The organism is Microbacterium azadirachtae (genome assembly GCF_025583665.1).
Classification (GTDB): Bacteria; Actinomycetota; Actinomycetes; order Actinomycetales; family Microbacteriaceae; genus Microbacterium; species Microbacterium azadirachtae.
The window spans coordinates 687,554-711,796 of record NZ_CP099706.1 but is presented as its reverse complement, the minus strand read 5'-3'; the positions used below and the strand labels follow the sequence as shown (position 1 = coordinate 711,796).

Here is a 24,243-nt window from a genome sequence, read left to right as displayed (position 1 = left end):
CTCACCGGGTCACAGCACGCGGGCCAGGAAGTCCTTCGTGCGCTGGTGCTGCGGGTTCGCCAGGACCTCGCGGGGGTCGCCCTCCTCGAGGATGTGCCCGCCGTCCATGAAGATCAGGCGCGAGCCGACCTCCCGCGCGAAGCCCATCTCGTGCGTGACGACCATCATCGTCATGCCCTCGTCGGCGAGGGTGCGCATCACCTGGAGCACCTCGCCCACGAGCTCGGGGTCGAGCGCCGAGGTGGGCTCGTCGAAGAGCATCATGTCGGGATTCATGCACAGCGAGCGGGCGATGGCCACGCGCTGCTGCTGACCGCCGGAGAGGTGGCTCGGGTAGGCGTCGGCCTTGTGGCCCATGCCCACCCGCTCCAGCATCTCCTTGGCGACCTTCTCCGCCTCGGCCTTTCCGCGCTTCTTCACCTGGCGCTGGGCGATCGTGAGATTGCCGAGCACGCTCATGTGCGGGAACAGGTTGAAGCTCTGGAACACCATGCCGATGCGCGCGCGCACTCGATCGATGTCGATGTCGGGATCGGTGATGTCGATCCCCTCGATCACGATCTTGCCGCCGGTCGGCTCCTCGAGCATGTTCACCGAGCGCAGCAGCGTCGACTTGCCGGATCCGGAGGGGCCGATCACGCAGACGACCTCGCCGGCGTTGACCGTCAGGTCGATGCCCTTGAGCACCTCGTTGTCGCCGTAGTGCTTGACGAGCCCTTGGATGTCGATCGCGGGCGCGCTCAGGTTGATCAGGTCGGTGGTCATCGTTCCCTCGCCATCCGTCGCTCGAGCCATGCCGTCAGCCGCGTCAGCGGGATCGTGACGATCAGGTACAGCAGCGCCGCCATGACCATCGGCGTGGCGTTCGCATAGGTGGACAGGCCGTTGCGCGCATAGGTCGTCAGCTCATAGGTGAGCGGGGTCGCCCCCGCGATGAAGAACAGCGAGGTGTCCTTCAGCAGCAGCACGAACTCGTTCGTCAGCGGCGGGATGATGATGCGGAAGCCTTGCGGCAGCACGATGAACACCATGGTCCGCGTCGGCGACATGCCGAGCGACCGCGATGCCTCCGTCTGCCCCTTCGGCACGGCCTGGATCCCCGCGCGGATCGTCTCGGCCATGTAAGCCGAGCTCACCACGATGAGTCCGAGCGTCGCAGCTCCCACCGGGCCGCCCGGGATCTTGACGTGCAGGGCGATCGGCAGCATGAGCGCGAAGCCGAAGATCGTCATCAGCGCGGGGATGCCGCGGAAGAACTCGATCCACACGGTCGCCGCCCAGCGGAACGGCGGGATGCTGCTGAGCTTCATCAGCGCCAGGACGATCGCCAGGACGAGGCCCCCGGCGAAGGACTCGATCGTGAACAGCAGCGTGTTCTTGAGGCCGACGGTGATGATGCCCGGGAGCATCTTCAGCGCGACCTCAGGATTCGCGAACTGCTTGGCGACCGTCGGCCAGTCGGTGGCGAGCAGTGCCCACACGACGAGCGCGACGATCACCGCATAGACGGTGTAGTGATAGACCCGCGTGCGGGTCCGCTTCTTCAGAGCCATCGGCGTGAGTCAGACCCCGGTCACTTCGAGGTGCTGAAGTACTTGTCGTAGATCTTCTTGTACTCGCCGTTGTCCTTGAGCGCCTTGAGCTGCTCGTTGACCGCCTTGCGCAGGGACTCCTTCTGCCCCTTGGCGAACGCGAAGCCGTACTGCTCGTCCGTCTTGTAGGTCTCGACGACCTTGTAGGACGCGTCGTCCTTCTCGTGCTGCAGGTTCACCGGCAGGTCCTGCAGGATCGCGTCGATCTGACCGCCCTGGAGGGCCGGCCACAGCACGCCGTCGTCGGAGAACTGCACGAGGTTGGCGCCCTTGGCGTGCTCCTTCGCGTAGTTCTCACCGGTCGTGCCCTGCTGCACGCCGACGTTCTTTCCGGAGAGGCCGTTGATGTCCTTGATGCCGGAGTCGGTCTTGACGAGCAGCGACTGCAGCGAGTCGTAGTAGCCGTCGGAGAAGTCGATGTTCTTCTTGCGCTCGTCGGTGATGGTCATCGCCGAGGCGCCCATGTCGCACTGACCGGCGAGCAGGGCGGCGCCCGACTGCAGCGTGTCGAAGTTGGTCACCTGGAACTGCGTCTTCACGCCCAGCTTGTCGCCGATCGCGGTGAGCAGGTCGACGTCGAAGCCGGTGTACTTGCCGGAGCCGGCCGACTCCTCGTACTCGAACGGCTTGTACGGGATGTCCGAGCACACGGTGAGCGTGCCCGCCGTGATCAGGCCGTAGTCGGTGCCGCCGGCAGCGGCGGATCCGCTCTCGGTGGGCGTGGCGCCTCCTCCGGAGCAGCCGGCGAGGGCGAGGGTGGCGGCCGCCGCGAGGGCGAGTCCGTAGGCGATCTTCGAGCGACGTTCCATGTGCGACTCCTGTGTCGAGGACGCGGGCGTCCTGGTGCGGGTTGCCGACAATCTTGACACGGTGCAGTTACCACCGTGTAACGGCGCGGGCCCGAGGACGTCTCGGTTCGGTATCGACAGCCCGCCCTGCCGCGGAATCACGCGGCGCGCGTCGGTGCCGGAGGCGCCAGAAAGTCTCGAATACGAGACAATGCCTGAGACACCCTCGCCGGAAGCGTCGTCTCAGGGCCTACCGGACGAAGGTCCGAGCAGGTTCAGACCTCGAAGTCCACGGCCGAGCGGCCGCCTGCGACCGAGCGCACGTAGCCGACGACCTCCTGATGCGCCGGGTGCACCTGGTAGGCGTCCAGGCCCGCCGCGTCGTCGAAGTCGGCGACCAGCGTGACGTCCCAGTTGCCGTCGATCTCGAGCGCGTTTACGCCGGTCGACAGCGCCCGGATCGAGGGCACCACGCCCACGAGCCCTTCGAGCCTGGCGACGATCCCCGCCGCGTGGGCGGCCCGCTCCGCCGGATCCTCGGCCGCCATCTTCCAGGTCACCACATGTCGCAGCGTCATCGCTCCCCTCCTCCTGCCGCATCCGCGGCCTGTGCGGGTTCCTGCCCCGCCGTCGCATCCGCCTTCGCGGCGAGCGCCTCGCGCAGTCGCTCCGGCGAGATCCGCCAGTGCGCGTGCTGCTCGCCGTCGATCAGCAGCACCGGGATCTTCTCCCAGTACTTCTCGTACAGGGCCGGGTCGTCGAGGATCGACAGCTCGGTGATCTCCATGTCCTCGGCGAGCGCGTCGGGCAGATCGGCCACGACCGCATCGACCACGTCCGACGCGACCTCGCAGAGGTGGCAGTCGGGCTTGCCGATCAGGGTCAGCGCGATCACGACGCGGGGACCTCGATCTCGCGGCCCTCGGCGATCCACTCCGCCGTGCCGCCCTCGACGTTGGTGACGTCGTATCCGCGTGCCTCGAGCGCCTCGACGACGCGCGCCGACCGACCGCCGAGCTGGCAGATCACGTCGAAGGCGCCGTCGGGCAGCTCGTGCAGCAGATCGCCGATCTCCGACATGGGCAGATTGACGGCGCCGGGCACGTGGCCCGAGGCGAACTCGCCGCGCTCGCGCACGTCGATGAGGGGCGTATCGGTGCGCTCGGCCAGCTGCGCGACGGTGATCGTCTTCATGGATCCGATTCTTCCAGACTGCGCGGGCGTGGGGCGCGGTGGACGCGGGGCCAGGAGGCGCGGTCCGTGGATGCACGAAGCGCCCCGGCGATCGAGTCGATCGGGGGCGCTCAGTGACTTGCGCTAGGCGCAGCCGCTCACTTCTTGTTGCGGCGCTGGTGGCGAGTCTTGCGAAGCAGCTTGCGGTGCTTCTTCTTCGCCATGCGCTTGCGGCGCTTCTTGATGACAGAACCCACGGAAACCTCACTACGTCAGGGGCTGGGCGTCGCACACGGACGACGCCCGGGATCGGGGCATGGAAAAATGCCTCGGAACAGTCTAGCGCACGCCGCCGCCGTCACCCGACGATGTCGTCCGGGCGGTGGCGCGCATCCGGAATCGAAGGGTCAGCCCGCGTCGGCGATGGGCTTCTGCAGCGCGGCGGTGACCGCGGACTCCGGCACCCGGTAGCTGCGCCCGAAGCGGATCGCGGGAAGGTCGCCCGCGTGCACCAGCCGGTACACGGTCATCTTGGACACGCGCATGATGGCGGCCACCTCGGCGACCGTCAGGAAGCGCACATCCGGAAGCTGCTCGGGCATCCCCACTACCCCCTCATCCCGCTGCACGCCCTGTGCGACGGGTTGCGACAACTGTAGGGGCTGATGGTGACGCATGTAAACCCATGTGATCCCTGTGATCTCGCGGGTCTCAGCCCGCCGAGCGCGCGATCCGCTCGGCGGCGTCCCGGCGCACCTGCCGGAGGTTCTTCTGCGCCGCGCGCAGTGCCTTCTCCGCCTCGCGCACAGTCTTCGCCGCCGCCCGCACCCTCTTGTCCGCGGCGAGCGCGGGGTCGTCCGGCAGGGGGGCGCGCTCGACGGCGCGGGCATCGGGACCCGTCGCCGCGACGCGATCGATGTAGGCCGCGATGCCGTCGAGGAGGCGCACGATGCCGAACGCCATCGAGTCGCGATCGCTGGTCATCACGCCCGCCTCGAGCGCCGCGCGGGTGTGCGGATACGCGTCGGCGTCGACGAGGGTCAGGAACAGCGCGGCTTCGCGGGAACCCACCTCGGCGACGCTCAGACCGCCCGCCCGCGCCGCCTCGGCGTAGCCGGCCGCGACCGTGCCGTACCAGCGCGCCTGCCCCATGATCGCGAGCATCGCGGCCGTCCGGTCGTCGAGGTCGAGCGGAGTGTCCGCGAACGCCCCCAGGTACGCATCCATCCAGGCGACCGTGCTCGGGGTCGCCGGCGTGCCGTTGATCGGCAGGCTCAGCAGCCACGGATGCGCGAGGTAGATCTCGAGCTGGGCCCGGTACAGCCGCTCCGCCTCGCCGCGCCAGTCCCCGCCCTCGGTGCCGGCATCGGGCAGTGCCGGCGCACCCGACGCCTCCTCCTGCATGAGCAGCAGGAGGTCGTCCTTCGCGGAGACGTAGCGGTAGAGCGACATCGGCGTGAAGCCCAGCGCCTTCGCGACGGCCGCCATCGACACGGCTCCGAGCCCCTCGCGGTCGGCGAGGTCGACGGCCGCCTCGACGATGCGCTCGACGCTCATCTCGCGCTTCGGCCCGCGCTGCGGACTGGCGGCCATGCCCCAGGAGAGGGCGATGCCGCGCGGCAGGTCGGGGAGGTCCACGGGATCCGGCTCATCGGTCATGGCTCCAGGATAGGACTGTTTATCTTGTAAACAGTGTGTTACGGTCATAAACAGTTTCATCCGTACACAGAAAGGAAGGGCGATGACGACGACCATCGAAGTCGCAGGCCTCACCAAGCAGTACCGCGGCACCCCCGTGCTGCGCGGCGTCGATCTCGTCGCCGAGCAGGGCGAGATCGTCGCACTGCTCGGCTCGAACGGCGCCGGCAAGACCACGACCATCTCGATCCTCACCACGCTCGCCCGCGCGGACGGCGGCACCGCCGTCGTCGCCGGGTGCGATGTGCGGCGCGACCCCCAGGGCGTGCGGCAGCGGATCTCGCTCACCGGGCAGTCCGCCGCGGTCGACGACGCGCTCACCGGCGTGGAGAACCTCGTGATGCTGGGCCGGCTGTCCGGCCTCTCCCCCCACGCCGCCCGGAGCCGCGCGGACGAGCTGCTCGCCCGGTTCGCGCTCGTCGACGCCGCGGGGCGCAGGGTGAAGACCTACTCCGGCGGCATGCGGCGTCGCCTCGACCTCGCGCTCAGCTTCGTCGTCACCCCGCAGGTGCTGTTCCTCGACGAGCCCACCACGGGCGTGGACCCGCGCAGCCGTCGTGATCTGTGGGAGGTGATCCGCGGCCTCGCCGATGCGGGCACCACGGTCTTCCTCACCACCCAGTACCTCGAGGAGGCCGACCAGCTCGCCGACCGCATCGCCGTCCTGCACGAGGGGACGATCGTGCGCACCGGCACCGCCGCCGCGCTCAAGGCGCAGTTCGGCAGCGACGTGCTCGTGGTCGAAGCCCCGGACGGATCCCCGCTCGCCGAGATCGCCACCGACGGCTCGATCGACGGGATCCGCCGCGCGCTGGACGACTTCGACGCCGCGCATCCCGCCGTCGCGCGCGAGGGCGGCACCGTGCAACTGCGCCGGCCCACGCTCGACGACGTGTTCCTCACCCTCACCGCCGGCGACGCCGGTGCCCGCACCGCGGCCGGCGAGACCGACCGCACGACCCTCCGGGAGTTCGCATGACCGTCCTGTCCGCCCCCTCCGCCCCGCGCCCGCCGGCTCGCGTCGCCGCAGCGGCTTCCGGGATCCGCCCCCGCCTGCGCGGGATCGCCGCCGAGCGCGTGTTCGTCCGCCGCAGCCTCACGCTCTCGCTGCGCGACGGCGAGACCCTGTCGATGTCGATCATGCTGCCGGTCACGCTGATGCTTCTGTTCACCTTCGTGTTCGGCGGCGCGATCGAGAAGGACGGCTCCTACGTCGACTACGTCGTACCGGGCATCATCCTGCTGTGCGCCGGCTTCGGTGCGGCCTCCACGGCGACCTACGTGTCGCGCGACATGTCCACCGGCATCATCGACCGGATCCGCACGATGCCGCTGCGACCGGGATCCGTGCTCACCGGGCACGTGATCGCGAGCCTGGTGCGCAACCTCGTCTCGACCGCCGTCGTGTTCGGCGTCGCGCTGCTGGTCGGCTTCCGACCGAGCGCCGGGCCCCTGCAGTGGGTGGCCGCGTTCGGGGTGATCGCCGTCTACATCCTCGTGATCACCTATCTCTACGCGGCGATCGGCCTCGCCGCCGGCAGCCCGGAGGCGGCGGCCGGATACGGCTTCATCCTCATGTTCGTGCCCTACCTGTCCAGCGCCTTCGTGCCCGTGGACACCATGCCGGCCTGGCTGCAGTGGATCGCGGAGAACCAGCCGATCACGCCGATCATCGAGACGATCCGCGGACTCCTCATGGACCGTCCGCTCGACGCGCAGCCGTACTGGGCGCTCGGCTGGTGCGCGCTGATCCTCGCGGTGTCCGTGCTGTGGGGGCGCTGGCTGTTCGGGCGCGCCCGCCACTGACCGCGCGTCCCCGACGGGAGGTGCGGGCGGCGCTCAGGCCCCGAGTCGCTTGAGCGCCGTCTGCACCACGTGCTTGGCACTCGCCGCGGCGCGGCCGACGACCTCGGCCGCGTGCGCGGCACCGTCGGGCAGCGGCGGCACGACCCCCAGGGCCGCGAGGTCGGGGGCGGAGTCCCCGTAGGCGTCGGCGAGGAAGGGGACGAGCCAGTCGTCCACCTCTTCCAGGGGCGCCGCCTCGATGCTGTAGAAGCGCCGCTGCCCGTCCTCGCGCACCGTGACCAGCTCGGCGTCGCGCAGCACCTTGAGGTGCTTGGACACCGTCGGCTGACTGATCCCGAGCTCGCTCACGATCTGCGTGACGCTGGTGCCGGCATCCCCTTCCTCGGAGCGTCGGCGCAGGAGTTGGAGGATGTCCCGTCTCGTGCCGTCGGCGATCACGTCGAAGATGTCGGTCATGCCTTCACAGTAGCCGCGCCGGGGGCGGAGTACCATGACGAAGGCTTGGCGGGCGGAGGATCGGAGGGGCTGGACCATGGCGCGCAGCACTCCCGCTCGATCCTTCTCCGATGTCGCCCGCCGCACGGTCCGGGTGACGAAGACGCTCACCACCTCCTCGCCCTCGCGATTCGCGATCGTGGTGTTCTCCGCGCTCATCCTCATCACCACGGCGCTGCTCTCACTGCCGATCGCGACCACGGACCGCACCGTCACGCCGCTCGCCGACGCCCTGTTCACCGCGGTCTCCACGATCTGCGTCACCGGCCTGTCCACGGTCGACATGGCCACCCACTGGTCGGGCTTCGGCCGCGCGGTGATCTTCATCGGCGTCAACATCGGCGGCCTCGGCGTGCTCACCCTCGCGAGCGTGATGGGTCTCGCGATCTCGAAGCGGCTCGGCCTGCGGGCGAAGCTCATCGCCGCCGGCGACACCAACCCGATGCGCGCGCACGGCGGCCCCGTGAACGAGAGCCAGACCGTGCGCCTCGGCGAGGTCGGCGCGCTGCTGCGCACGGTCGCGATCTCCGCGTTCGCGATCGAGGCGGGCCTGATGGTGCTGCTGTACCCCGCGCTGCTGACCGCGGGGGTGGATCCGCTCACCGCGCTCTGGGAGGCGCCGTTCTATGCGGCGATGGCGTTCACGAACACCGGGTTCACCCCCAACCCCGGCGGCCTCGCCCCGTTCGCCCAGAACTACTACGTGCTCACCGTGCTCATGCTCGGGGTGTTCCTCGGCAGCCTCGGCTTCCCCGTGATCTACACGCTCGCCCGGCAGCGCTGGCACGTGCGGCGCTGGTCGCTGCACACCAAGCTCACGATGATCACGACGATCGTGCTGTTCGTGGTGGGGGCCGGCGTGTTCCTGCTCCTCGAGTTCGACAATCCGAAGACCTTCGGATCCATGGACGCGGCGGACACGACGTTCCAGGCGTTCTTCCTCTCGGCGATGACGCGGTCGGGCGGATTCAACGTGGTCGACATGGGCGACCTCAACGGATCCTCGATGCTCGCCGCCTCCATGCTCATGTTCGTCGGCGGCGGCTCCGCCTCGACCGCCGGCGGCATCAAGGTCACCACCCTCGCGGTGCTGGCGCTGGCCGTGGTCAGCGAGGCCAAGGGGCGCCCGTCGGTGCAGGCGTTCGGCCGCCGGATCCCCTCCGATGTGCAGCGCGTGGCCCTCAGCGTCGTCGCGTGGGGCTCGACGATCGTGGCGGTGTCGACCATCGCGATCAGCCAGATCACGAAGTTCCCCGTGGACGAGGTGCTCTTCGACGTGGTGTCGGCGTTCGGCACCGTCGGCCTGTCCACCGGCGTCACCGGGAACCTCCCGGATCCGGCGACCTACATCCTCGCCGCCACGATCTTCATGGGCCGCGTTGGTACAGTGACCCTGGCCGCCGCGGTGGCCGCGACCAATCGCACGCAGCTGTACTCGCTGCCCGTCGAAAGGCCCATCGTTGGTTGAAGTGCTGCGCAACGACGCTCCGGTGCTGGTGATCGGGCTCGGTCGCTTCGGTGCGGCCTGCGCCGGCGAGCTGGATCGCCTGGACCGCGAGGTGCTCGCGATCGACACCAACCTCGAGCTCGTGCAGAAGTGGTCGGAGCGCGTCACCCACGCCGTGCAGGCCGACACCCGCAACATCGACGCGCTGCGTCAGATCGGCGCCCAGGACTTCCAGGTCGCGGTGGTCGCCGTCGGCTCCTCGATCGAGGCGTCGGTGCTGATCACGGCGAACCTCGTCGACCTCAAGGTGCCGCAGATCTGGGCGAAGGCGGTGTCGCAGTCGCACGGCAAGATCCTCGCCCGCGTCGGCGCCAACCACGTCGTCTACCCCGAGCGCGAGGCCGGGGAGCGCGTCGCGCACCTCGTCAGCGGCCGCATGCTCGACTTCATCCGCTTCGACGACGACTTCGCACTGGCCAAGATGTATCCGCCGAAGTTCATCCGCGGCGTGCCCCTGAGCCAGTCCGGCGTGCGCAGCAAGTACAACGTCACGGTCGTGGGGGTCAAGACCCCGGGCAAGCCGTTCCGCTACGCCGAGGCCAGCACGGTCGTCACCAACCACGACCTCATCATCGTGTCGGGCACGAACAGCGACATCGAGCGCTTCGCCGCACTCGACCGCTGAGCGGGCCCCGCGATCCCGGGCACCCGCCCCGACGATCCGATATCCGTCGCACGACGGATGACGTCGCCGCCTGCGGCATGGTCGGATGGAGAGATGACCGACTCCCCCGCGCCCCTCGCCGCCCCGCCGGTGCTGTCCCTGCAGGGCCTTCGCAAGCAGTTCGGCCAGAAGGTCGCCGTCGATGACCTCTGGCTCGACGTGCCCGCCGGATCCATGCTGGGACTGCTCGGCCCGAACGGCGCCGGCAAGACCACGACGCTCGCGATGACCACAGGGCTGCTGCGGCCGGACGCCGGCTCGGCACAGGTGCTCGGCGCCGACGTGTGGCACGACCCCGCGGCGGCCAAGGGGCGCATGGGCGTGCTCCCCGATGGCGTGCGCATGCTCGATCGGCTGAGCGGTGCGGAACTGCTGCGCTACACGGGCCTGCTGCGCGGGATGACCGAGGCCGACGTCGCGGCGCGCTCGGCGGAGCTGCTGGAGGCGCTCGGTCTGGCCGACGCCGGCAACACCCTGGTCGTGGACTACTCCGCCGGCATGCGCAAGAAGATCGGGCTCGCCTGCGCCCTCATCCACGCACCCCGGCTCCTCATCCTGGACGAGCCGCTCGAGGCGGTGGATCCCGTCTCCGGCGAGACCATCCGGCAGATCCTGCGGGCCTACGTCGCCGGCGGCGGGACCGTCGTGATGTCCAGCCACGTGATGGAGCTGGTGGAGTCGCTGTGCGACCGCGTGGCGATCGTCGCGGACGGGCGCCTGCTCGCCAACGGCACCCTGGACGAGGTGCGCGCCGGCGAGACCCTGCAGCAGCGCTTCCTCAGCCTGGTCGGCGCCCATGAGCTCGGATCGGAGACGCTCGCATGGTTGCGCTCCTCGTAGGCCTGCGCTGGAAGCAGCTGGGGCACCAGCTGACGCGCAACCCGTGGATGATCGTCTCCCTCGTCGTCTCGGGACTGATCGCCCTCGGCCTCCTCACGACCCTCGCCGGAGGGCTGGTCGCCCTGCGCGTCGCCGCCCCCGACGCCGCCGTGCGCACCCTCGTGGTGGTGGGCGCGGCCATCGTGCTCGTCTGGTGGATCGGGTCGATCGTCGTGAGCGTGGACGACTCGCTCGCTCCCGAGCGCTTCGCACTGCTGCCGGTCACCGCCCGCTCCCTGCTGCCGGGACTCGTCGTCGCCGGCGCCACCACGATCGGAGGCATCGGCACGACGGCCGCCCTGCTGCTCATGCTCGTCGGCTGGTCGGTCAGCCCGCTCGCGCTGGCCTCCGCCGCGGTGCTCGTCCCCCTGGCGCTGGCCACCTGCGTGCTCGGCGCGCGCGTGGTCAGCGGGCTGCTGGCGGGCTGGCTCGCCGGGCGACGGATGCGAGACCTGGTGATCACGGTCGGCGTGCTCGTCGTGGCGTGCTCCGGACTGTTGATCAACGTCGTGATCCGCGCCTTCGGGCAGCTCGCCGATCCCGCCGCGCTCCTTCCGGTGATCGCCGACGCCGCCGGATGGACGCCCCTGGGCGCGGTGTTCGGAGTGTCCGCGTCCCTCGCCACCGACGACATGGCCGGCGCGGGACTGCGCCTCCTCGTCGCGCTCGCCACCGTGGCAGGCCTGTGGTTCGCCGCGCGCGGACTGCTCGCCGCGCGCCTGGTGGCGCCGATCCAGAGCCGCGGCGGCGGGCGGGTGCGCTCCGGCGGACTCCTCGACCGGATCCTGCCGGCGTCCGCGGTCGGCGCGATCGCGGCGCGCACCCTGCGCTACGCGCGGCGCGACCCGCGCCAGGTCATCAACACGGCGATGATGCTGCTGCTGCCCGCTCTCCTGATCGGGATGACGCTCATGAACGGACGGGGCAGCGACTCGTTCACGCTCGGTCCCGCGACGATCCTCATCCCCGCGATCAACGCGCTGATCATCGGCACGATCGTGCAGATGGGCATCGCCTACGACAACGACGCGATCGCGCTGCACATCCACACGGGCGTGCCGGGGCGGGCCGATCGCGCCGGGCGTGTGCTCGGGTTCGGGATCATCGCCGTGCCCGTCACGATCGTGCTGTGCGTCGCGGCGAGCTTGCTGGCGGGACGGGCCGACCTGATCCCCGCGAGCCTCGGCGCGGCTCTCGGCATGGGCGCCGCGTCCGCCGGCGTCGGGATCTGGGTGGGCACGTTCCTGCCCGGCCGCGCCCCTGCGCCGGAGGCGAACCCGCTCGGGCGCGGATCGTCCGGCGGCGTGCAGTCGATGTTCGCGATGATCATCATCGCGCCGCTCAGCCTGCTCATCGGCGGCACGGCCTTCGGTCTCGCGATCGCCGCGATCTGGACCCCGTGGCTGGGCTGGCTCAGCCTCGCGAGCGCCGTGCTGTTCGGCGGCCTCGCGATCTGGGCCGGCACGGTGCTGGGCGGACGGATCCTGGACCGCCGCTGGCCCGAGGTGCTCGCCGAGGTCGCCAGCGAAGCCTGACGCCCGGAGCGGTACGGCGCTCAGGCCGCGGCGCTCTGGCACGGGCGGTCTGGCGCGGAGCCCCGGCGGGGGTGGTCTGGCGCGGCGGCCCGGCGGGGCGGCCTGGCGGGGGTGGTCCGGCGCCCGTGCTCAGGCCCCGGCGGCGAGTTCGCGGGCCCGGGCGAGCGCCGCGTCGGTGGCGCGGGCGAACAGGGACGCGAGGTCCGCATCCTGGAGCACGGCGACGGCGCGCTCGGTCGTGCCCTTGGGGCTCGTGACGCGTCGGCGCAGCTCGGCCGGGTCATCCCCCGACGCCTCGAGCAGGGCCGTGGCGCCGATGAAGGTCTGCTCCGCCATGAGTCGCGCCTCCGCCTCGGCGAAGCCCTTGCCGATCGCGGCCTTGGTGAACTCCTCGATCAGCAGGAAGACATACGCGGGACCGGATCCGGAGATCGTCGAGAGCGGGTCGATCTGCTCCTCCGCGACCTCGATCACGGTGCCGACGGTCTCGAACAGGCGGCGCACGAGTGCGCGCTCCTCCGCCGTGACGCCCGCGGCCGCAGCGAGGCCGGTGACCGCACGGCCCACCGTGGCCGGGGTGTTGGGCATCGAGCGCAGCACGCTCGTCGACGCCGGCAGATGCGCCGCGAACGTCGCCAGCGTGACGCCGGCCGCGATGCTCACCACGATGGCGTCCTCGCGCAGGTACGGGGAGATCTCGTCGAGCAGATCCGGGACCATCGCGGGCTTGACGCCGACCACGACGATGCGCGCGGCAGCCGCGACCGCGTTGCCGTCCGGCTGCTGCGCGAGGGCGATCGAGCGCACCCCGGGGAGACCCTCGAGCTCGGCGGCGCGGGCCGTGGTGCGGTTCGTGGCGGTGATGCCTCCGTCGACGGGGATCCCGCTCGCGACGACGCCGCGCAGGATCGCGCCGCCCATCGACCCGGCACCGAGGAATGCGACAGAGGGGAGCGCTTCGAGCATGCCGCCATCCTACGAGGCCGAATCCCAGCCCGCCCCGGAGCACAACGCAGGAGGACCGCCCGTCGGCGTCGGATCCGGCCGGAAGGCCCCGATCCTCCTGCGTTGTGCCCGGCCGCCGGCCGCGTCCCGCCCGAGCGCCGACCGTGTCCCGTCCGAGCGCCCACCGCCCCGTGTCCGACCGCCGGCATGACGGCGTCGGTCGCCGGGTGGGATGCACCGCGTCGGCCTAGACTCGTGGCATGAGTGCATCCGGTGGCGGCAAGGCGATCCTGGCGGCGTTCCTCGCGAACATGGGCATCGCGCTCGCAAAGCTCATCGCGTGGCTGCTCTCCGGATCCGCCTCGATGCTCGCCGAGGCCATCCACTCGGTCGCCGACTCCGGCAACCAGCTGCTGCTCATGCTCGGCGGCCGCAAGGCGCAGCGGCGCGCGGATCGCGAGCACCCGTTCGGCTACGGCCGGGAGCGCTACGTGTCCGCGTTCGTGGTGTCGATCATCCTGTTCTCCGTCGGCGGCGTGTTCGCGATCTACGAGGGCGTGCAGAAGCTGATCGAGCCGCACGAGCTCGACAAGACCTGGTGGTGGCTGCCGCTCGCCGTGCTGATCGTGTCGATCGTGCTGGAGTCGTTCTCGCTGCGCACCGCGATCAAGGAGAGCAACCACGTGCGCCCGCAGGGGCAGTCGTGGATCTCGTTCATCCGGCGGGCGAAGGCCCCGGAGCTGCCGGTCGTGCTGCTCGAGGACACCGGCGCACTCGCCGGCCTGCTCTTCGCCCTGCTCGGCGTCGGCCTCACCCTCATCACCCACAACCCGGTCTTCGACGCCCTCGGCACGCTGATGATCGGCCTCCTGCTCGTGCTCATCGCGATCGTCCTGGGCATCGAGACCAAGAGCCTGCTGGTCGGCGAAGGCGCCAACGAGGCGGACTACGACCGCATCGTCGACGCGATCCACGCGGGCGACGAGGTCGAGAAGCTCATCCACATCAAGACCCTCTACCTCGGCCCCGACGAGCTGCTCGTCGCCGCCAAGATCGCGCTGACCTCGGATAAGACCGTGCGGGCCGCGGCCGACGACATCGACGCCATCGAGGCGCGGATCCGCGAGGCTGTCCCCGCGGCGCGCGTGATCTACCTCGAGCCCGACATCTACCGGCCCTCGCTGGATCCCTCCCCCTCGACCGACGCGTTCGTGCTGCGCTCCGCCGACTGACCGGACGGTCATGGTCGACCCGCTCGCGAAGGCGCTGGCCGATCCCTCGGTCTCGGCGGACGCGCGGCAGAAGCTGCAGCACGTGCAGGACGTGCTGCACGCGGATCCGCAGGCCCAGCTGATCTCGCTGTTCTTCGAGGGCGAGGAGCCGCGCGCGGCCGTCGCCTTCGGCGACTTCGACGGGGCCGACCTCATCGTCGTCGTGCTGCACGGCATCGACACGGATCTCGCCGCCTTCCCCGCGTGGGCCGAGATCGCGCAGGACCTGTGCGCCGACACCATCCGCGCGAGTCTGCTCCGGGGCGGATCCGCGCGGATCGCGACCGTCGCGTGGTTCGGCTACGACTCCGGGACGCATCTCTCCGCGCTCGCGACCAAGCACGCCACGGTGGGCGCCGCGCGTCTGGCGGGGGACCTCGTGCGCATGCGCCACCGTCATCCGAGCGCGCGCATCGCGGTGCTCGCCTACTCGTACTCGTCCACGCTGTTCGGCGAGCTCGTGCTCCTGGACGGCGCGGGCCCCGTCTCCATGGCGTTCTCGATCGCTTCGGCAGGGATGACGCGCATGGCCGCGGACGCCGTGGCGGCGGGCATCTCGGCGCGGGAGTTCTCGTTCTACGCCACGGAGGCGTCCACCGACGCCACCGCCCCGCTGGGCCGCCTGGGGGCGCACCCGGTCGATCCCCGCGACATCGAGGGTGCGATCGTGTACTCGTCCGACGGCGGGCCGATCCCCGGATCCGGCGGGAAGCAGGGCGAGGCGACCGACGGGCACGCCTCGCGCACCGAGGTCGACGACCGCGGCGTGCGTCACCGCGGCTACTTCGACCGGCGCGCGCAGGCGTATCTGTTCGCCGTGGAGCGCCTGGGCAGGCTCGCCGCCCGCCGCCCGAAGCTCTGACCGCCCCCGTCCCGCTTCCGTCTATTTGCGTCAAACCGTGGGCTTAGGGCCCTGTACGCCACGATCTGACGCAAATAGACGGAAAGAGGAACAGCGCCGGGCCGGGGGGGTCAGCGGCGGGGGGTGAAGAACGTCCGCAGGAGGGAGACCGCCTCAGCCTCGCGGACTCCGCCCACGACCTCCGCCCGGTACGGGAGCCTGCGGTCGCGCAGCACGTCGTAGAGCGACCCGGCCGCCCCCGCCTTGTCGTCCCAGGCGCCGAACACCACGCGACCGACGCGCGACTGCAGGATCGCCCCCGCGCACATCACGCACGGCTCCATCGTGACCACGAGCGTGCAGCCGCTGAGGTTCCAGGATCCGCGCGCCGCGGCAGCCGCCCGCAGCGCGACGATCTCCGCGTGCCCGGTGGGATCCGCGGTCTCCTCGCGGTTGTTGCGCCCTTCGGAGAGGAACCGCCCCTCCGGATCCAGCACGACCGCGCCGACCGGGATCTCGGCGGCGGCTGCGGCATCGGCGGCGAGCCGGAGCGCGCGGTCCATCGCCGCCGCGTCCGTCACCGGTTCCGCCGTCTCGCCCACCGTCACTCCCGCCGTCGTCCCGCGGGACGAGCCTAGCCGCACGTCCGTCACCGGATACTCTGTCTCTATGCGCGTTCACGTGGCCGACCACCCCCTCATCACCCACAAGCTGTCGGTGCTGCGCGACGAGCGCACCCCGTCGCCGGTGTTCCGCCAGCTCACCGAGGAGCTCGTGACGCTGCTCGCCTACGAGGCGACGCGGAACGTGCGGGTCACGCCGATCGAGATCACCACGCCCGTCACCACGACGATGGGCGTGAAGATCTCGGAGCCGCGCCCGATCGTCGTGCCCATCCTGCGCGCCGGACTCGGCATGCTCGAAGGCCTGGTGAAGCTGCTGCCGACGGCCGAGGTGGGCTTCCTCGGCATGGTCCGCGACGAGGAGACCTTCGAGCCGACGACCTACGCCGAGCGGCTGCCCGACGACCTGAGCGGCCGGCAGTGCTTCGCGATCGACCCGATGCTCGCGACCGGTGGCTCCCTCGCCGCCGCGATCCAGTTCCTCTTCGACCGCGGCGCCGACGACGTGACCGCGATCTGCCTGCTCGGCACCCCGGAGGGCGTCGCCGCGATCGAGAGCCTCGTCGGCGACCGCAACGTCACCCTCGTCCTCGGTGCGCTCGACGAGCGCCTGAACGAGAAGGGCTACATCGTTCCCGGCCTGGGCGACGCCGGCGACCGCCTGTACGGCACGGTCTGACCTTCTGCCCGATCCGCTCGCTCACACGGCGAGCACGTAGCTGCGATCCTCGCCGTACGCGGTGAAGCCGCAGCGCTCGAGGATCGGCGCCGACGTCTCGACGCGTCCCTTGACGAGCGCCGTGCGCGCTCCGCGCTCGGCACCGACGCGCAGCCGCTCGGCGAGCACCGCGCGGTAGGCGCCGCGGCCGCGGAACCGGGGCATCGTCGCCGCACCCCACAGCCGGACGAAACCGTCGACGATGGTGCAGCCACCGGTACTGGCCGGGCTCCCGTCGATGCGGGCCAGCACCCGCGCGCCGGTTCCCGCCGCGGCATCGGCCGCGACCTCCGCGAACTCTGCGCGCAGCCCGCCTTCATCGAGAGGGGCCTGATCCCAGACCGCGACGTTGACGACATCGACGTCCCGCACATCCTGCAGAGTCTGCACGACCTGCGCCGCCCGGCCCTCCGGCACCGCGATCGGGTCGCCGGGGACCGGACGCGCGAAGACCGTCAGTGTGTCGTCGTGCACGGCGCCGCGTCGTCGCAGCTCGTCCTCGAGGTCGGGGTTGTCGGCCGCATTCGTCCATACGACGAGGCGTTCCTCACCCCATGCGCGAGTGCGCGCGATCGCATGGTCGAGCACCGCTGCCGCGTCGAGCTCCGACGCGATCTGCGAACCGCGCACTCCACCCCCGAAACGGGCCGGGTAGCGGACCAGCTGCAGGGCGGACCGCTCGTGCTCGCTGTCACGCGGGAACCAGATCCACGCCGCGGACGCCCGGGCGATCTCGGCCTCAGTGTGCATCGGCGACGCCGGCCGTGACGAGCTCATCCGCCTCAGCAGAGCGTCGGCCACCCGGTGCGTCGGCATCGCGGTCGGCACCCACCAGGTGGGCGAACGCGCTGAGCCGCGCGACCCCCTCCGGCGTCCACGGCAGGTCGTCGAGAAGCGCCGGCGAGTGCACGAGGTACGCGGCGACCTTGGCGCGGGAGATCGCCACGTTGAGCCGGTTCTGCAGCAGCAGGAACTCCGGGCCGCGGGGAGCGTCGCGACCGCTCGACGCGGCGAGGGACGTGATGGACACGACGGCCTCGCGCCCCTGGAAGTTGTCGACCGTGCCGACGGCGACGTCGCCGAGACCCGCGGCCGCGAGCTCGTCGAGGATCAGCTGCTTCTGGGCGTTGTAGGGCGCGACCACGATGATGTCGGCCTGCTGGAGCGGCCGGGGCGCCGCGCCCTCCATGCCGTCGGAGTAGGCGCGTCCGACCAGGTCGCGGACGATGCGCACCACCTCGGCCGCCTCCTCGGGCGACTGGGTGGCGTTGCCCCGATGCCGGATCCGACGCACGTGCAGGCCCGGTTCCACTCCGTCGATGGTGCGGCGCTCGGCGCCCGGCGCCGAGGCGAGGGCGCCGGCGTAGGCGAGCTCCGAGACGGGGGCGGCGACGGCCGGATGCATGCGCCAGGAACGCGCGAGGAAGGATCCGTGCGCGGGATCGATCACGGCCTTCTCGTGCATGACCCAGCCCAGCGCCGAGGTGTCGACGGGTTCCGGATGCGTGCCCTGGCTCACCTGGGGAAGCTGCTGCGGATCTCCGAGCAGCAGCAGGCGCTGCGCGGCGCCGGCCACGGCGATCGTCGACGCGAGCGAGAACTGCCCTGCCTCGTCGATCACGAGCAGATCCAGCTCTCCGCGCTGCACGCGCCGCGTGTTCGAGAAGTCCCACGCCGTCCCGCCGACGACGCAGCCGACGCCGGCGGCGGCCTGCTCGGCGAGGTATCCGGCCATGCCGTCCTTGCGGATCGCGGTGAACACGGGTTCCGCCTCCGGATCCTTCGGCGCCTTTGCGACCTGCGACGCCGGCACCCCTGCCTCGACCACCCGCTCCAGCAGGTTCTCCACGATCGAGTGGGACTGCGCCACCACTCCGATGCGGTAGCCGTGCTCGTTCACCAGGCGGGCGATCACGTGCGACGCGGTGTAGGTCTTGCCCGTGCCGGGAGGGCCCTGCACGGCGACATAACTGCGGTCGAGGTCGAGCACGCCGCGCACGATCGCGTCGGCCGCGTCCCCGTCGGCCACCGGGATCGCCGCACCGGAGACCGTGCGGGGCACGGCTCGGCGCAGCACATCGGTCGCCGCGTCCTCCGGGAATTCCGGCGCGGCGTCGAGAACCGCACCCGCCCACTCCTCGATCGCGCTCTGCAGGGAGTTCACGCGGGGCGGAGCGGCGGGAGTGAGCGCCAGCGGCAGCTCGTCCCACGTCTGCCCGCCGATCGAGCGCTCGCGGATCCGGTATCCGTCGTCGCGCACGTCGACGATCTCCACCTCGTGCGGCACGTGGATCACACGCGACGGGAACTCCCCGAAGAACGGCGGCGGGGAGGCGTACAGCGCGAACGGGCTGCCACCGACGCCGAGCGTGCTGCCCGGAGCGAGCTCGCCGTGCAGGTCGACGAGGCGGGTCACGGCGCGCGCGCCCTCCTCCTGACCCCAGTCCTGCACGACCGTCGAGCGATCCGGATCGATCCGCAGCACGTCGCGCGTGGACTCCCACAGGGTCACCGGCTCGCGCAGGCGCTGGAAGTGCGAGATCCAGAAGCTCTTCGCCTCGCGCGGGAAGTAGTCGATCGCGGCGGCCGCAACCCGGTGCGTCTGACCTGCCCGCTCGAGTGCCGCGCCGGTCTCCCCCGCGTCCCGGGCCGCCTCGTGCACCCGCTGTCCCTCAGCCTGCAGCGCGAGCGAGAGCGGCGCCGGCTCGTAGGCGCGGGTCTCCGGCTCGTCCGGGGGCGCCGGAAGCACCCCGGCCTCGCGGGCGAGACCCACGAGCCAGTTGCGCAGCCTCCGCGTGGACACGCAGTCGTACCGGTTGTAGTCGGCGAGGTCGGCGAGGATCCGGTCGGCCTCCTCGGTGCGGCCGGAGGCGGCGAGCCCCCGCGCCTGCACGTACTGGACGATCGAGTCGTCGCCCTTCTGCACGTCGCTGGTGCGCACCTCGGCGCCCATGTACAGCGGCTCGAGCTTCTTGATCGAGTAGGAGCGGGATCCGATCCGCACCGTGCGCAGCACCAGCGGGTAGAGGTCGACGAACACGCCCTCGCGCAGCAGCCGGTCGACGGCGGCCTCGCCCACCCCGTACCGCTCCGCCATGTTCTGCAGATGCGAGGTCTCGTACGGCGCGTAGTGATAGATGTGCATGTCGGGATGCGCCGCCCGGCGCGCGGCCACGAAGTCGAGGAAGTCGAGGAGCGCCTGCTTCTCCGCGGCGAAGTCGTGCGCCCACAGCGCCGAGTACTGCTCCGCATCGTCGACCCAGCCGAACAGGTAGTCCAGCCCCCAGGGCTGTCCCTCCCCCGGCTCGGTGTAGAGCGGATCGCCCTCGAAGTCGAAGAACAGGTCGCCGCGGCTGGGTCGCGGCATCATCCCGATCGCCGCGGCGGAGACGACCTCGAAGGGCGGCACCGGATGGGCGTCGGCCTCCCCCGCCTCCATCGCGGCGGCATCGGCGGACATGGCGGCGAGCTGCAGCCGGGCCTGCGCGCGCAGCGCCTCGAACGTCTCCGCGCTCATGCCCTCGGGGGCTTCCGCGGCCGCGGCGAGATCGTCGATCGTCGTGATGCCGTTCGCGCGGAGCCGCGCCCTCTGCACGGGCCGCATGCGCGCGACGAGCAGCAGATCCCGGTGGGCGATCACCTCGGCCTCGCACGTGGCGCAGCGCCCGCAGGCGACCACCTGCAGGTCTCCGCGGTCATCGCCCCAGGGGAGCGGCGCGCCGGCAGCGCCCTCCTCGACGCGCCGGTCCGCGATGAGGGCGCGCAGCCGCGCTCTGCGCACGTGGAACAGCGGCAGCAGGTCGCGCACGGCATGGGTGGACACGCTCCGGTCGCCCAGGATCAGGTCGACCTCATCCGCGCGGGGGATCCCGAGCCGATCGAGCTGATCGACGTATGCCGCCAGCTGCATGAGAGCCGTCACGCGCGCCGTGCGGGCGAGCTTGGAGTCCTGCACCCGCCACCGGCCGTCCGGATCCCGCAGCAGGAAGTCCGCGAACCCGACGAACTCGGGCGTCGAGAAGGCCGCCTGGTACACGACGGTCGCCTCGGAGCGCAGCGCGCGCCCGGTCTCCGCGACCGCTGCGGCGAGCGCCTCGGCGTCGGTCGACGACACCTTCGGCAGCTCGACGACTCCCGGCCCTCCGCCCTGCGAGCGCCCGTGGCTGCGGACGTAGTCGTCGAGCACGACCAGCTCGTGGGCGTCGCCCATCGCCGCAGCGCGGGCGAGCGTGGCGTCCTCCGGATCCTCGACCGCCTCGATGCGACCGAGTTTGGCGTCCAGCGCACGCGCCCAGGCGAACTCGCACTCGGCGGCGAGCTTGAGGTCGGTGGCGCTCCAGATCACCCGGCGTGCGGAGCCGGCCGCGCCCTCATCGGATCCGGTCGTCTCGGATCCGGAAGGGGTGATCACGCGCACGAGGGCTCCTGTCGTTCGGGGGCGACGGATCGGGCCGTCCCTTCGACCCTAGACGGGGCCGCGGACAGTGCCGGGGTCGTCGACGACGAGGGCGCGGACGCTCAGCGCCACCAGGTGTCGTCGGGCGTGACCGGCTGGCGGCGCTTGTGCGAGGTCGCGAGGTAGCGCGCCTCGATGCGCTGCGCCACGTCGGCGGCGACCTCACGGCCCTCCAGGTAGTCGTCGATCTGCTCGTACGTGAGGCCGAGCTCGTCCTCGTCGGCGCGTCCGGGCGTGCCGTCCAGCAGGTCGGCCGTCGGCACCTTGTACGCGAGGCGCTCGGGTGCGCCGAGCTCGAGCAGCAGCGCGCGGCCCTGCCGCTTGGAGAGGCCGGACAGCGGGGTGAGGTCGCACGCGCCGTCGCCGAACTTGGTGAAGAACCCGGTCACGGCCTCCGCCGCGTGGTCGGTGCCGATCACGAGCATGCCGCGCTGCCCCGCGATCGCGTACTGCGTGACCATGCGCAGGCGCGCTTTGATGTTGCCGCGGTGGAAGTCGGCCACGTCCTCCAGGCCTGCCGCCTCGAGGTCGCTCTCGAGGCCGTCCACGCCGTGCTCGATGTTGACCTCGACGCCCTCGTCCGGCGCGATGAACGCCATCGCCGCCGTCGCGTCGTCGGCATCGTGCTGCACCCGGTACGGCAGCCGGACCGCGATGAAGGCGGCCTGGCCGCCCTCGGCGCGCACCTTCTCCACCGCGAGCTGGGCGAGCCGGCCGGCGAGGGTCGAGTCCTGGCCGCCCGAGATGCCGAGGACGTAGCCCTTCGCCCCGGTGTGCTGCAGGTAGTCGACGAGGAAGCCGACCCGCCGGTCGATCTCGGCGACGGGGTCGATGAGGGGGCGCACCCCGAGGTCGGCGGCGATGTCCTGCTGCAGGGTCATGCTTCTCCTTCGGTCGTGGATCCAGTATCGCCCCAGACTGGTTGCTGAGCCCGTCGAAGTACGGGTGTGTGAACATGCGGGAGGATGGATCCATGAGACTCCTCGTCGCCGCCCTCGCCTCCGAACTGCAGGCCTTCCCCGAGACGCTGGAGGGCTTCGACCGGCTCGTCACCGGCCCCGGCAAGCTCAAGGCGGCCTACGGTCTCACCCGCGCGCTGGACGCGACCGCCTACGAGGAGATCGTCGTGGTCGGCACCGCCGGCGGCGTGGATCCCGCCCTTCCCGGCGGCGTCTACGAGATCACCGCGGCCATCCAGCACGACGTGCAGGATCTGGACGGCGTGATCGGCCAGCACGTCTCGCTGCCGCCGCGGGTCGCGACGGGCCGCGACGGGCTGGTCATCGCGACCGGCGACAGCTTCGTCGACGACGTCTCCGTCGTCGAGCGCATCCGCGGCCTCGGCGGCGTCCTGGTGGACATGGAGACCTACGCCTACGTCTGGGTCGCCGATCAGTTCGGCGTGCCGATCCGGGTGCTGCGCGCCATCTCCGACACCGCGCAGGACGGCGCGACGACGGTGTGGGACGAGACGGTGGCGGCCTGCAGCGTGCAGCTGCGCGACCGGATCCGCGCCGAGTACGCAGTCTGACGCCGGGCGGCCCCGCCGCCCCGGTCGCCGCGCACTCCTCCTCGTCGTGGACATTTCAGTTAACGCTCGCTAATCTGAATCCCGAGTCCACCGACTGCTGCAACGTCGCCCGATGGAGGGTGCTGTGTCCGAATCAACCGCGCCGAGCGTCGCTTCGCCGACCTACCGCGAGCTGGTCGAGGAGCTGCGCGAGCGTCGCGCCCAGGCCGCGCTCGGCGGCCCCGAGAAGGCCCGCCTGCGGCACACCGAGCGCGGCAAGCTGCTCGCCCGCGACCGGGTCGACCGCCTGCTCGACACCGGGAGCCCGTTCCTCGAGATCGCACCTCTCGCCGGCTACGGCCTGTACGACGGCGACGCCCCCTCCGCAGGCGTGATCGCCGGGATCGGGCTGATCCACGGACGGCACGTCATGGTCGTCGCCAACGACGCCACGGTCAAGGGCGGCACCTACTACCCGATCACGGTCAAGAAGCACCTGCGCGCGCAGGAGATCGCGGCGGAGAACCGCCTCCCCTGCGTCTACCTGGTCGATTCCGGCGGCGCGTTCCTGCCGATGCAGGACGAGGTGTTCCCGGATCGGGACCACTTCGGCCGCATCTTCTACAACCAGGCGCGGATGTCGCGCGACGGCATCCCGCAGATCGCCGCCGTGCTCGGCTCCTCGACCGCGGGCGGCGCGTACGTGCCCGCGATGAGCGACGAGACGGTGATCGTGCGCGGCCAGGGCACGATCTTCCTCGGCGGGCCACCGCTCGTGAAGGCGGCGACCGGCGAGGTCGTCACGGCCGAGGAGCTCGGCGGCGGCGAGGTGCACACGAGGATCTCCGGCGTCGCCGACCACCTCGCCGAGAACGACGAGCACGCGCTGCAGATCGTCCGCGACATCGTGGCGACCCTGCCGGACGCCGCGCCGACGCCCGAGCCGCCCGCCGCGGTCGTGGATCCCCCCGCGGTCGAGCTGCAGGACGTCGTCCCGGTCGAGCTCACCGTTCCCTACGACGCACGGGAGATCATCCGGGCGATCGTCGACGGCGGCGCGTTCAGCGAGTTCAAGCCCGAGTACGGCACGACGCTGGTGACCGCGTTCGCGCGCATCCACGGGCACCGCGTCGGCATCATCGCGAACAACGGCGTGCTGTTCGGGGAGTCGGCGCTCAAGGGCGCGCACTTCATCGAGCTCTGCGAGCAGCGCCGCACTCCGTTGCTGTTCCTGCAGAACATCACGGGGTTCATGGTCGGCCGCGAATACGAGGCCTCCGGGATCGCGAAGCACGGCGCGAAGATGGTGAACGCCGTGGCGACGGCGACGGTGCCCAAGCTCACTGTCGTCGTGGGCGGATCCTTCGGCGCCGGCACGTACTCGATGTGCGGCCGGGCGTACTCCCCGCGGTTCCTCTGGCTCTGGCCCGGCGCGCGGGTCTCGGTGATGGGAGGCCCGCAGGCCGCGTCCGTGCTGTCGACCGTGCGGCGGGACCAGATCGAGGGCGCGGGAGGCACGTGGTCCCCTGAGGAGGAGGCCGCGTTCCAGGCTCCGATCCGCGCCGCCTACGAGGAGCAGGGCAGCCCCTACTACTCGACCGCACGGCTGTGGGACGACGGGATCATCGAGCCGGGACAGACCCGCGACGTGCTCGGGCTCGCGCTCGACGTGGTGCTCCGCGCACCCCTCGACGAGACCGGCACAGCGGCGAGCCGGCGCTTCGGCGTCTTCCGGATGTGAT

Annotated in this window: 26 protein-coding genes; 11 read left to right on the top strand and 15 right to left on the bottom strand. The window is 71.2% G+C overall.

All coding sequences use genetic code 11. The annotated features are described in order from the left end of the window. Window positions 1–9 precede the first annotated feature (9 nt). The 9 genes from NFX31_RS03385 to NFX31_RS03345 form a co-directional block, all read right to left on the bottom strand. Window positions 10–765, bottom strand: a complete 756-nt coding sequence (locus tag NFX31_RS03385; protein WP_045250173.1) for an amino acid ABC transporter ATP-binding protein — start codon at window positions 763–765, stop codon at window positions 10–12. Beyond that, a complete protein-coding gene (locus tag NFX31_RS03380) occupies window positions 762–1,553 on the bottom strand; it encodes an amino acid ABC transporter permease (protein ID WP_045250174.1) in 792 nt (263 codons plus the stop codon). Before NFX31_RS03380 ends, NFX31_RS03385 begins: the two co-directional genes overlap by 4 nt. A gap of 20 nt (window positions 1,554–1,573) precedes the next feature. Further along, entirely contained in the window at window positions 1,574–2,401 is an 828-nt protein-coding gene (locus tag NFX31_RS03375) for a basic amino acid ABC transporter substrate-binding protein (RefSeq protein WP_045250175.1), read from the bottom strand. Window positions 2,402–2,655: 254 nt separating this feature from the next. Next, window positions 2,656–2,958, bottom strand: a complete 303-nt coding sequence (locus tag NFX31_RS03370) for a Dabb family protein (RefSeq protein ID WP_045250176.1) — start codon at window positions 2,956–2,958, stop codon at window positions 2,656–2,658. Further along, window positions 2,955–3,275, bottom strand: coding sequence for a glutaredoxin family protein (locus tag NFX31_RS03365; RefSeq protein WP_045250177.1), 321 nt, complete (start codon window positions 3,273–3,275; stop codon window positions 2,955–2,957). Before NFX31_RS03365 ends, NFX31_RS03370 begins: the two co-directional genes overlap by 4 nt. Next, on the bottom strand, window positions 3,272–3,574 hold the full coding sequence (locus NFX31_RS03360) for a rhodanese-like domain-containing protein (protein ID WP_262956782.1): 303 nt from the start codon (window positions 3,572–3,574) through the stop codon (window positions 3,272–3,274). Before NFX31_RS03360 ends, NFX31_RS03365 begins: the two co-directional genes overlap by 4 nt. A 137-nt stretch (window positions 3,575–3,711) precedes the next feature. After that, window positions 3,712–3,810, bottom strand: a complete 99-nt coding sequence (locus tag NFX31_RS03355; RefSeq protein WP_003792170.1) for a 30S ribosomal protein bS22 — start codon at window positions 3,808–3,810, stop codon at window positions 3,712–3,714. A 150-nt stretch (window positions 3,811–3,960) separates the two neighbouring features. Next, the gene (locus NFX31_RS03350) at window positions 3,961–4,155 is read right to left on the bottom strand and encodes a helix-turn-helix domain-containing protein (RefSeq protein WP_045250179.1); all 195 of its coding nucleotides are present in this window, start codon (window positions 4,153–4,155) and stop codon (window positions 3,961–3,963) included. Window positions 4,156–4,264: 109 nt separating this feature from the next. Continuing rightward, entirely contained in the window at window positions 4,265–5,212 is a 948-nt protein-coding gene (locus tag NFX31_RS03345; RefSeq protein ID WP_045250180.1) for a TetR/AcrR family transcriptional regulator, read from the bottom strand. 82 nt (window positions 5,213–5,294) lie between these two features. Here NFX31_RS03345 and NFX31_RS03340 point away from each other — a divergent pair, with 82 nt between their 5' ends. Both NFX31_RS03340 and NFX31_RS03335 read left to right on the top strand, forming a co-directional pair. Next, window positions 5,295–6,230 (top strand): ATP-binding cassette domain-containing protein, encoded by a 936-nt coding sequence (locus NFX31_RS03340; RefSeq protein ID WP_091478389.1) that lies wholly within the window; start codon window positions 5,295–5,297, stop codon window positions 6,228–6,230. Next, window positions 6,227–7,057, top strand: coding sequence for an ABC transporter permease (locus NFX31_RS03335; protein ID WP_082072241.1), 831 nt, complete (start codon window positions 6,227–6,229; stop codon window positions 7,055–7,057). The genes NFX31_RS03340 and NFX31_RS03335 overlap by 4 nt, the downstream gene beginning before the upstream one ends. 33 nt (window positions 7,058–7,090) lie before the next feature. Here NFX31_RS03335 and NFX31_RS03330 read toward each other — a convergent pair whose 3' ends face one another. Further along, a complete protein-coding gene (locus NFX31_RS03330; protein ID WP_045250201.1) occupies window positions 7,091–7,513 on the bottom strand; it encodes an ArsR/SmtB family transcription factor in 423 nt (140 codons plus the stop codon). A gap of 76 nt (window positions 7,514–7,589) precedes the next feature. On the opposite strand from NFX31_RS03330, the gene NFX31_RS03325 reads away from it, so the two are divergent. From NFX31_RS03325 to NFX31_RS03310, 4 genes are all read left to right on the top strand, one after another. Further along, on the top strand, window positions 7,590–9,020 hold the full coding sequence (locus tag NFX31_RS03325) for a TrkH family potassium uptake protein (protein WP_091478390.1): 1,431 nt from the start codon (window positions 7,590–7,592) through the stop codon (window positions 9,018–9,020). Next, complete coding sequence (locus NFX31_RS03320; protein WP_091478392.1) at window positions 9,013–9,684, top strand: potassium channel family protein; 672 nt, start codon at window positions 9,013–9,015, stop codon at window positions 9,682–9,684. The genes NFX31_RS03325 and NFX31_RS03320 overlap by 8 nt, the downstream gene beginning before the upstream one ends. Before the next feature lie 93 nt (window positions 9,685–9,777). Then, complete coding sequence (locus NFX31_RS03315) at window positions 9,778–10,563, top strand: ABC transporter ATP-binding protein (RefSeq protein WP_262956781.1); 786 nt, start codon at window positions 9,778–9,780, stop codon at window positions 10,561–10,563. After that, window positions 10,545–12,137 carry a hypothetical protein gene (locus NFX31_RS03310; RefSeq protein WP_262956780.1) on the top strand — a complete coding sequence of 531 codons (1,593 nt, stop codon included), beginning with the start codon at window positions 10,545–10,547 and terminating at the stop codon, window positions 12,135–12,137. The genes NFX31_RS03315 and NFX31_RS03310 overlap by 19 nt, the downstream gene beginning before the upstream one ends. A 129-nt stretch (window positions 12,138–12,266) precedes the next feature. Here the strand turns inward: NFX31_RS03310 and proC are convergent, their stop codons facing one another. Beyond that, a complete protein-coding gene (proC, locus tag NFX31_RS03305) occupies window positions 12,267–13,103 on the bottom strand; it encodes a pyrroline-5-carboxylate reductase (protein ID WP_262956779.1) in 837 nt (278 codons plus the stop codon). Between the two features lie 239 nt (window positions 13,104–13,342). Between proC and NFX31_RS03300 the strand changes: the two genes are divergently transcribed. After that, on the top strand, window positions 13,343–14,314 hold the full coding sequence (locus tag NFX31_RS03300) for a cation diffusion facilitator family transporter (RefSeq protein ID WP_045248777.1): 972 nt from the start codon (window positions 13,343–13,345) through the stop codon (window positions 14,312–14,314). Window positions 14,315–14,324: 10 nt separating this feature from the next. Then, window positions 14,325–15,215, top strand: coding sequence for an alpha/beta hydrolase (locus NFX31_RS03295; protein WP_262956778.1), 891 nt, complete (start codon window positions 14,325–14,327; stop codon window positions 15,213–15,215). Window positions 15,216–15,325: 110 nt separating this feature from the next. Here the strand turns inward: NFX31_RS03295 and NFX31_RS03290 are convergent, their stop codons facing one another. Then, window positions 15,326–15,757 (bottom strand): nucleoside deaminase, encoded by a 432-nt coding sequence (locus NFX31_RS03290; RefSeq protein ID WP_045248850.1) that lies wholly within the window; start codon window positions 15,755–15,757, stop codon window positions 15,326–15,328. Window positions 15,758–15,863: 106 nt separating this feature from the next. Between NFX31_RS03290 and upp the strand changes: the two genes are divergently transcribed. Next, window positions 15,864–16,496 carry a uracil phosphoribosyltransferase gene (gene upp, locus NFX31_RS03285; RefSeq protein ID WP_045248847.1) on the top strand — a complete coding sequence of 211 codons (633 nt, stop codon included), beginning with the start codon at window positions 15,864–15,866 and terminating at the stop codon, window positions 16,494–16,496. Between the two features lie 21 nt (window positions 16,497–16,517). Here upp and NFX31_RS03280 read toward each other — a convergent pair whose 3' ends face one another. The 3 genes from NFX31_RS03280 to nadE all read right to left on the bottom strand — a co-directional run bounded on the left by NFX31_RS03280 (window position 16,518) and on the right by nadE (window position 21,872). Further along, a complete protein-coding gene (locus tag NFX31_RS03280; protein ID WP_262956777.1) occupies window positions 16,518–17,285 on the bottom strand; it encodes a GNAT family N-acetyltransferase in 768 nt (255 codons plus the stop codon). Next, window positions 17,275–20,943 carry a TM0106 family RecB-like putative nuclease gene (locus NFX31_RS03275; RefSeq protein ID WP_262957243.1) on the bottom strand — a complete coding sequence of 1,223 codons (3,669 nt, stop codon included), beginning with the start codon at window positions 20,941–20,943 and terminating at the stop codon, window positions 17,275–17,277. The genes NFX31_RS03280 and NFX31_RS03275 overlap by 11 nt, the downstream gene beginning before the upstream one ends. A gap of 110 nt (window positions 20,944–21,053) precedes the next feature. Beyond that, window positions 21,054–21,872: an ammonia-dependent NAD(+) synthetase gene (nadE, locus tag NFX31_RS03270; RefSeq protein WP_262956776.1), complete on the bottom strand. Its 819-nt coding sequence runs from the start codon at window positions 21,870–21,872 to the stop codon at window positions 21,054–21,056. 92 nt (window positions 21,873–21,964) lie between these two features. Between nadE and NFX31_RS03265 the strand changes: the two genes are divergently transcribed. Next, window positions 21,965–22,522 carry a phosphorylase family protein gene (locus NFX31_RS03265; protein ID WP_045248844.1) on the top strand — a complete coding sequence of 186 codons (558 nt, stop codon included), beginning with the start codon at window positions 21,965–21,967 and terminating at the stop codon, window positions 22,520–22,522. A 112-nt stretch (window positions 22,523–22,634) separates the two neighbouring features. Next, complete coding sequence (locus NFX31_RS03260) at window positions 22,635–24,242, top strand: carboxyl transferase domain-containing protein (RefSeq protein ID WP_262956775.1); 1,608 nt, start codon at window positions 22,635–22,637, stop codon at window positions 24,240–24,242. Window position 24,243: the final 1 nt, after the last annotated feature.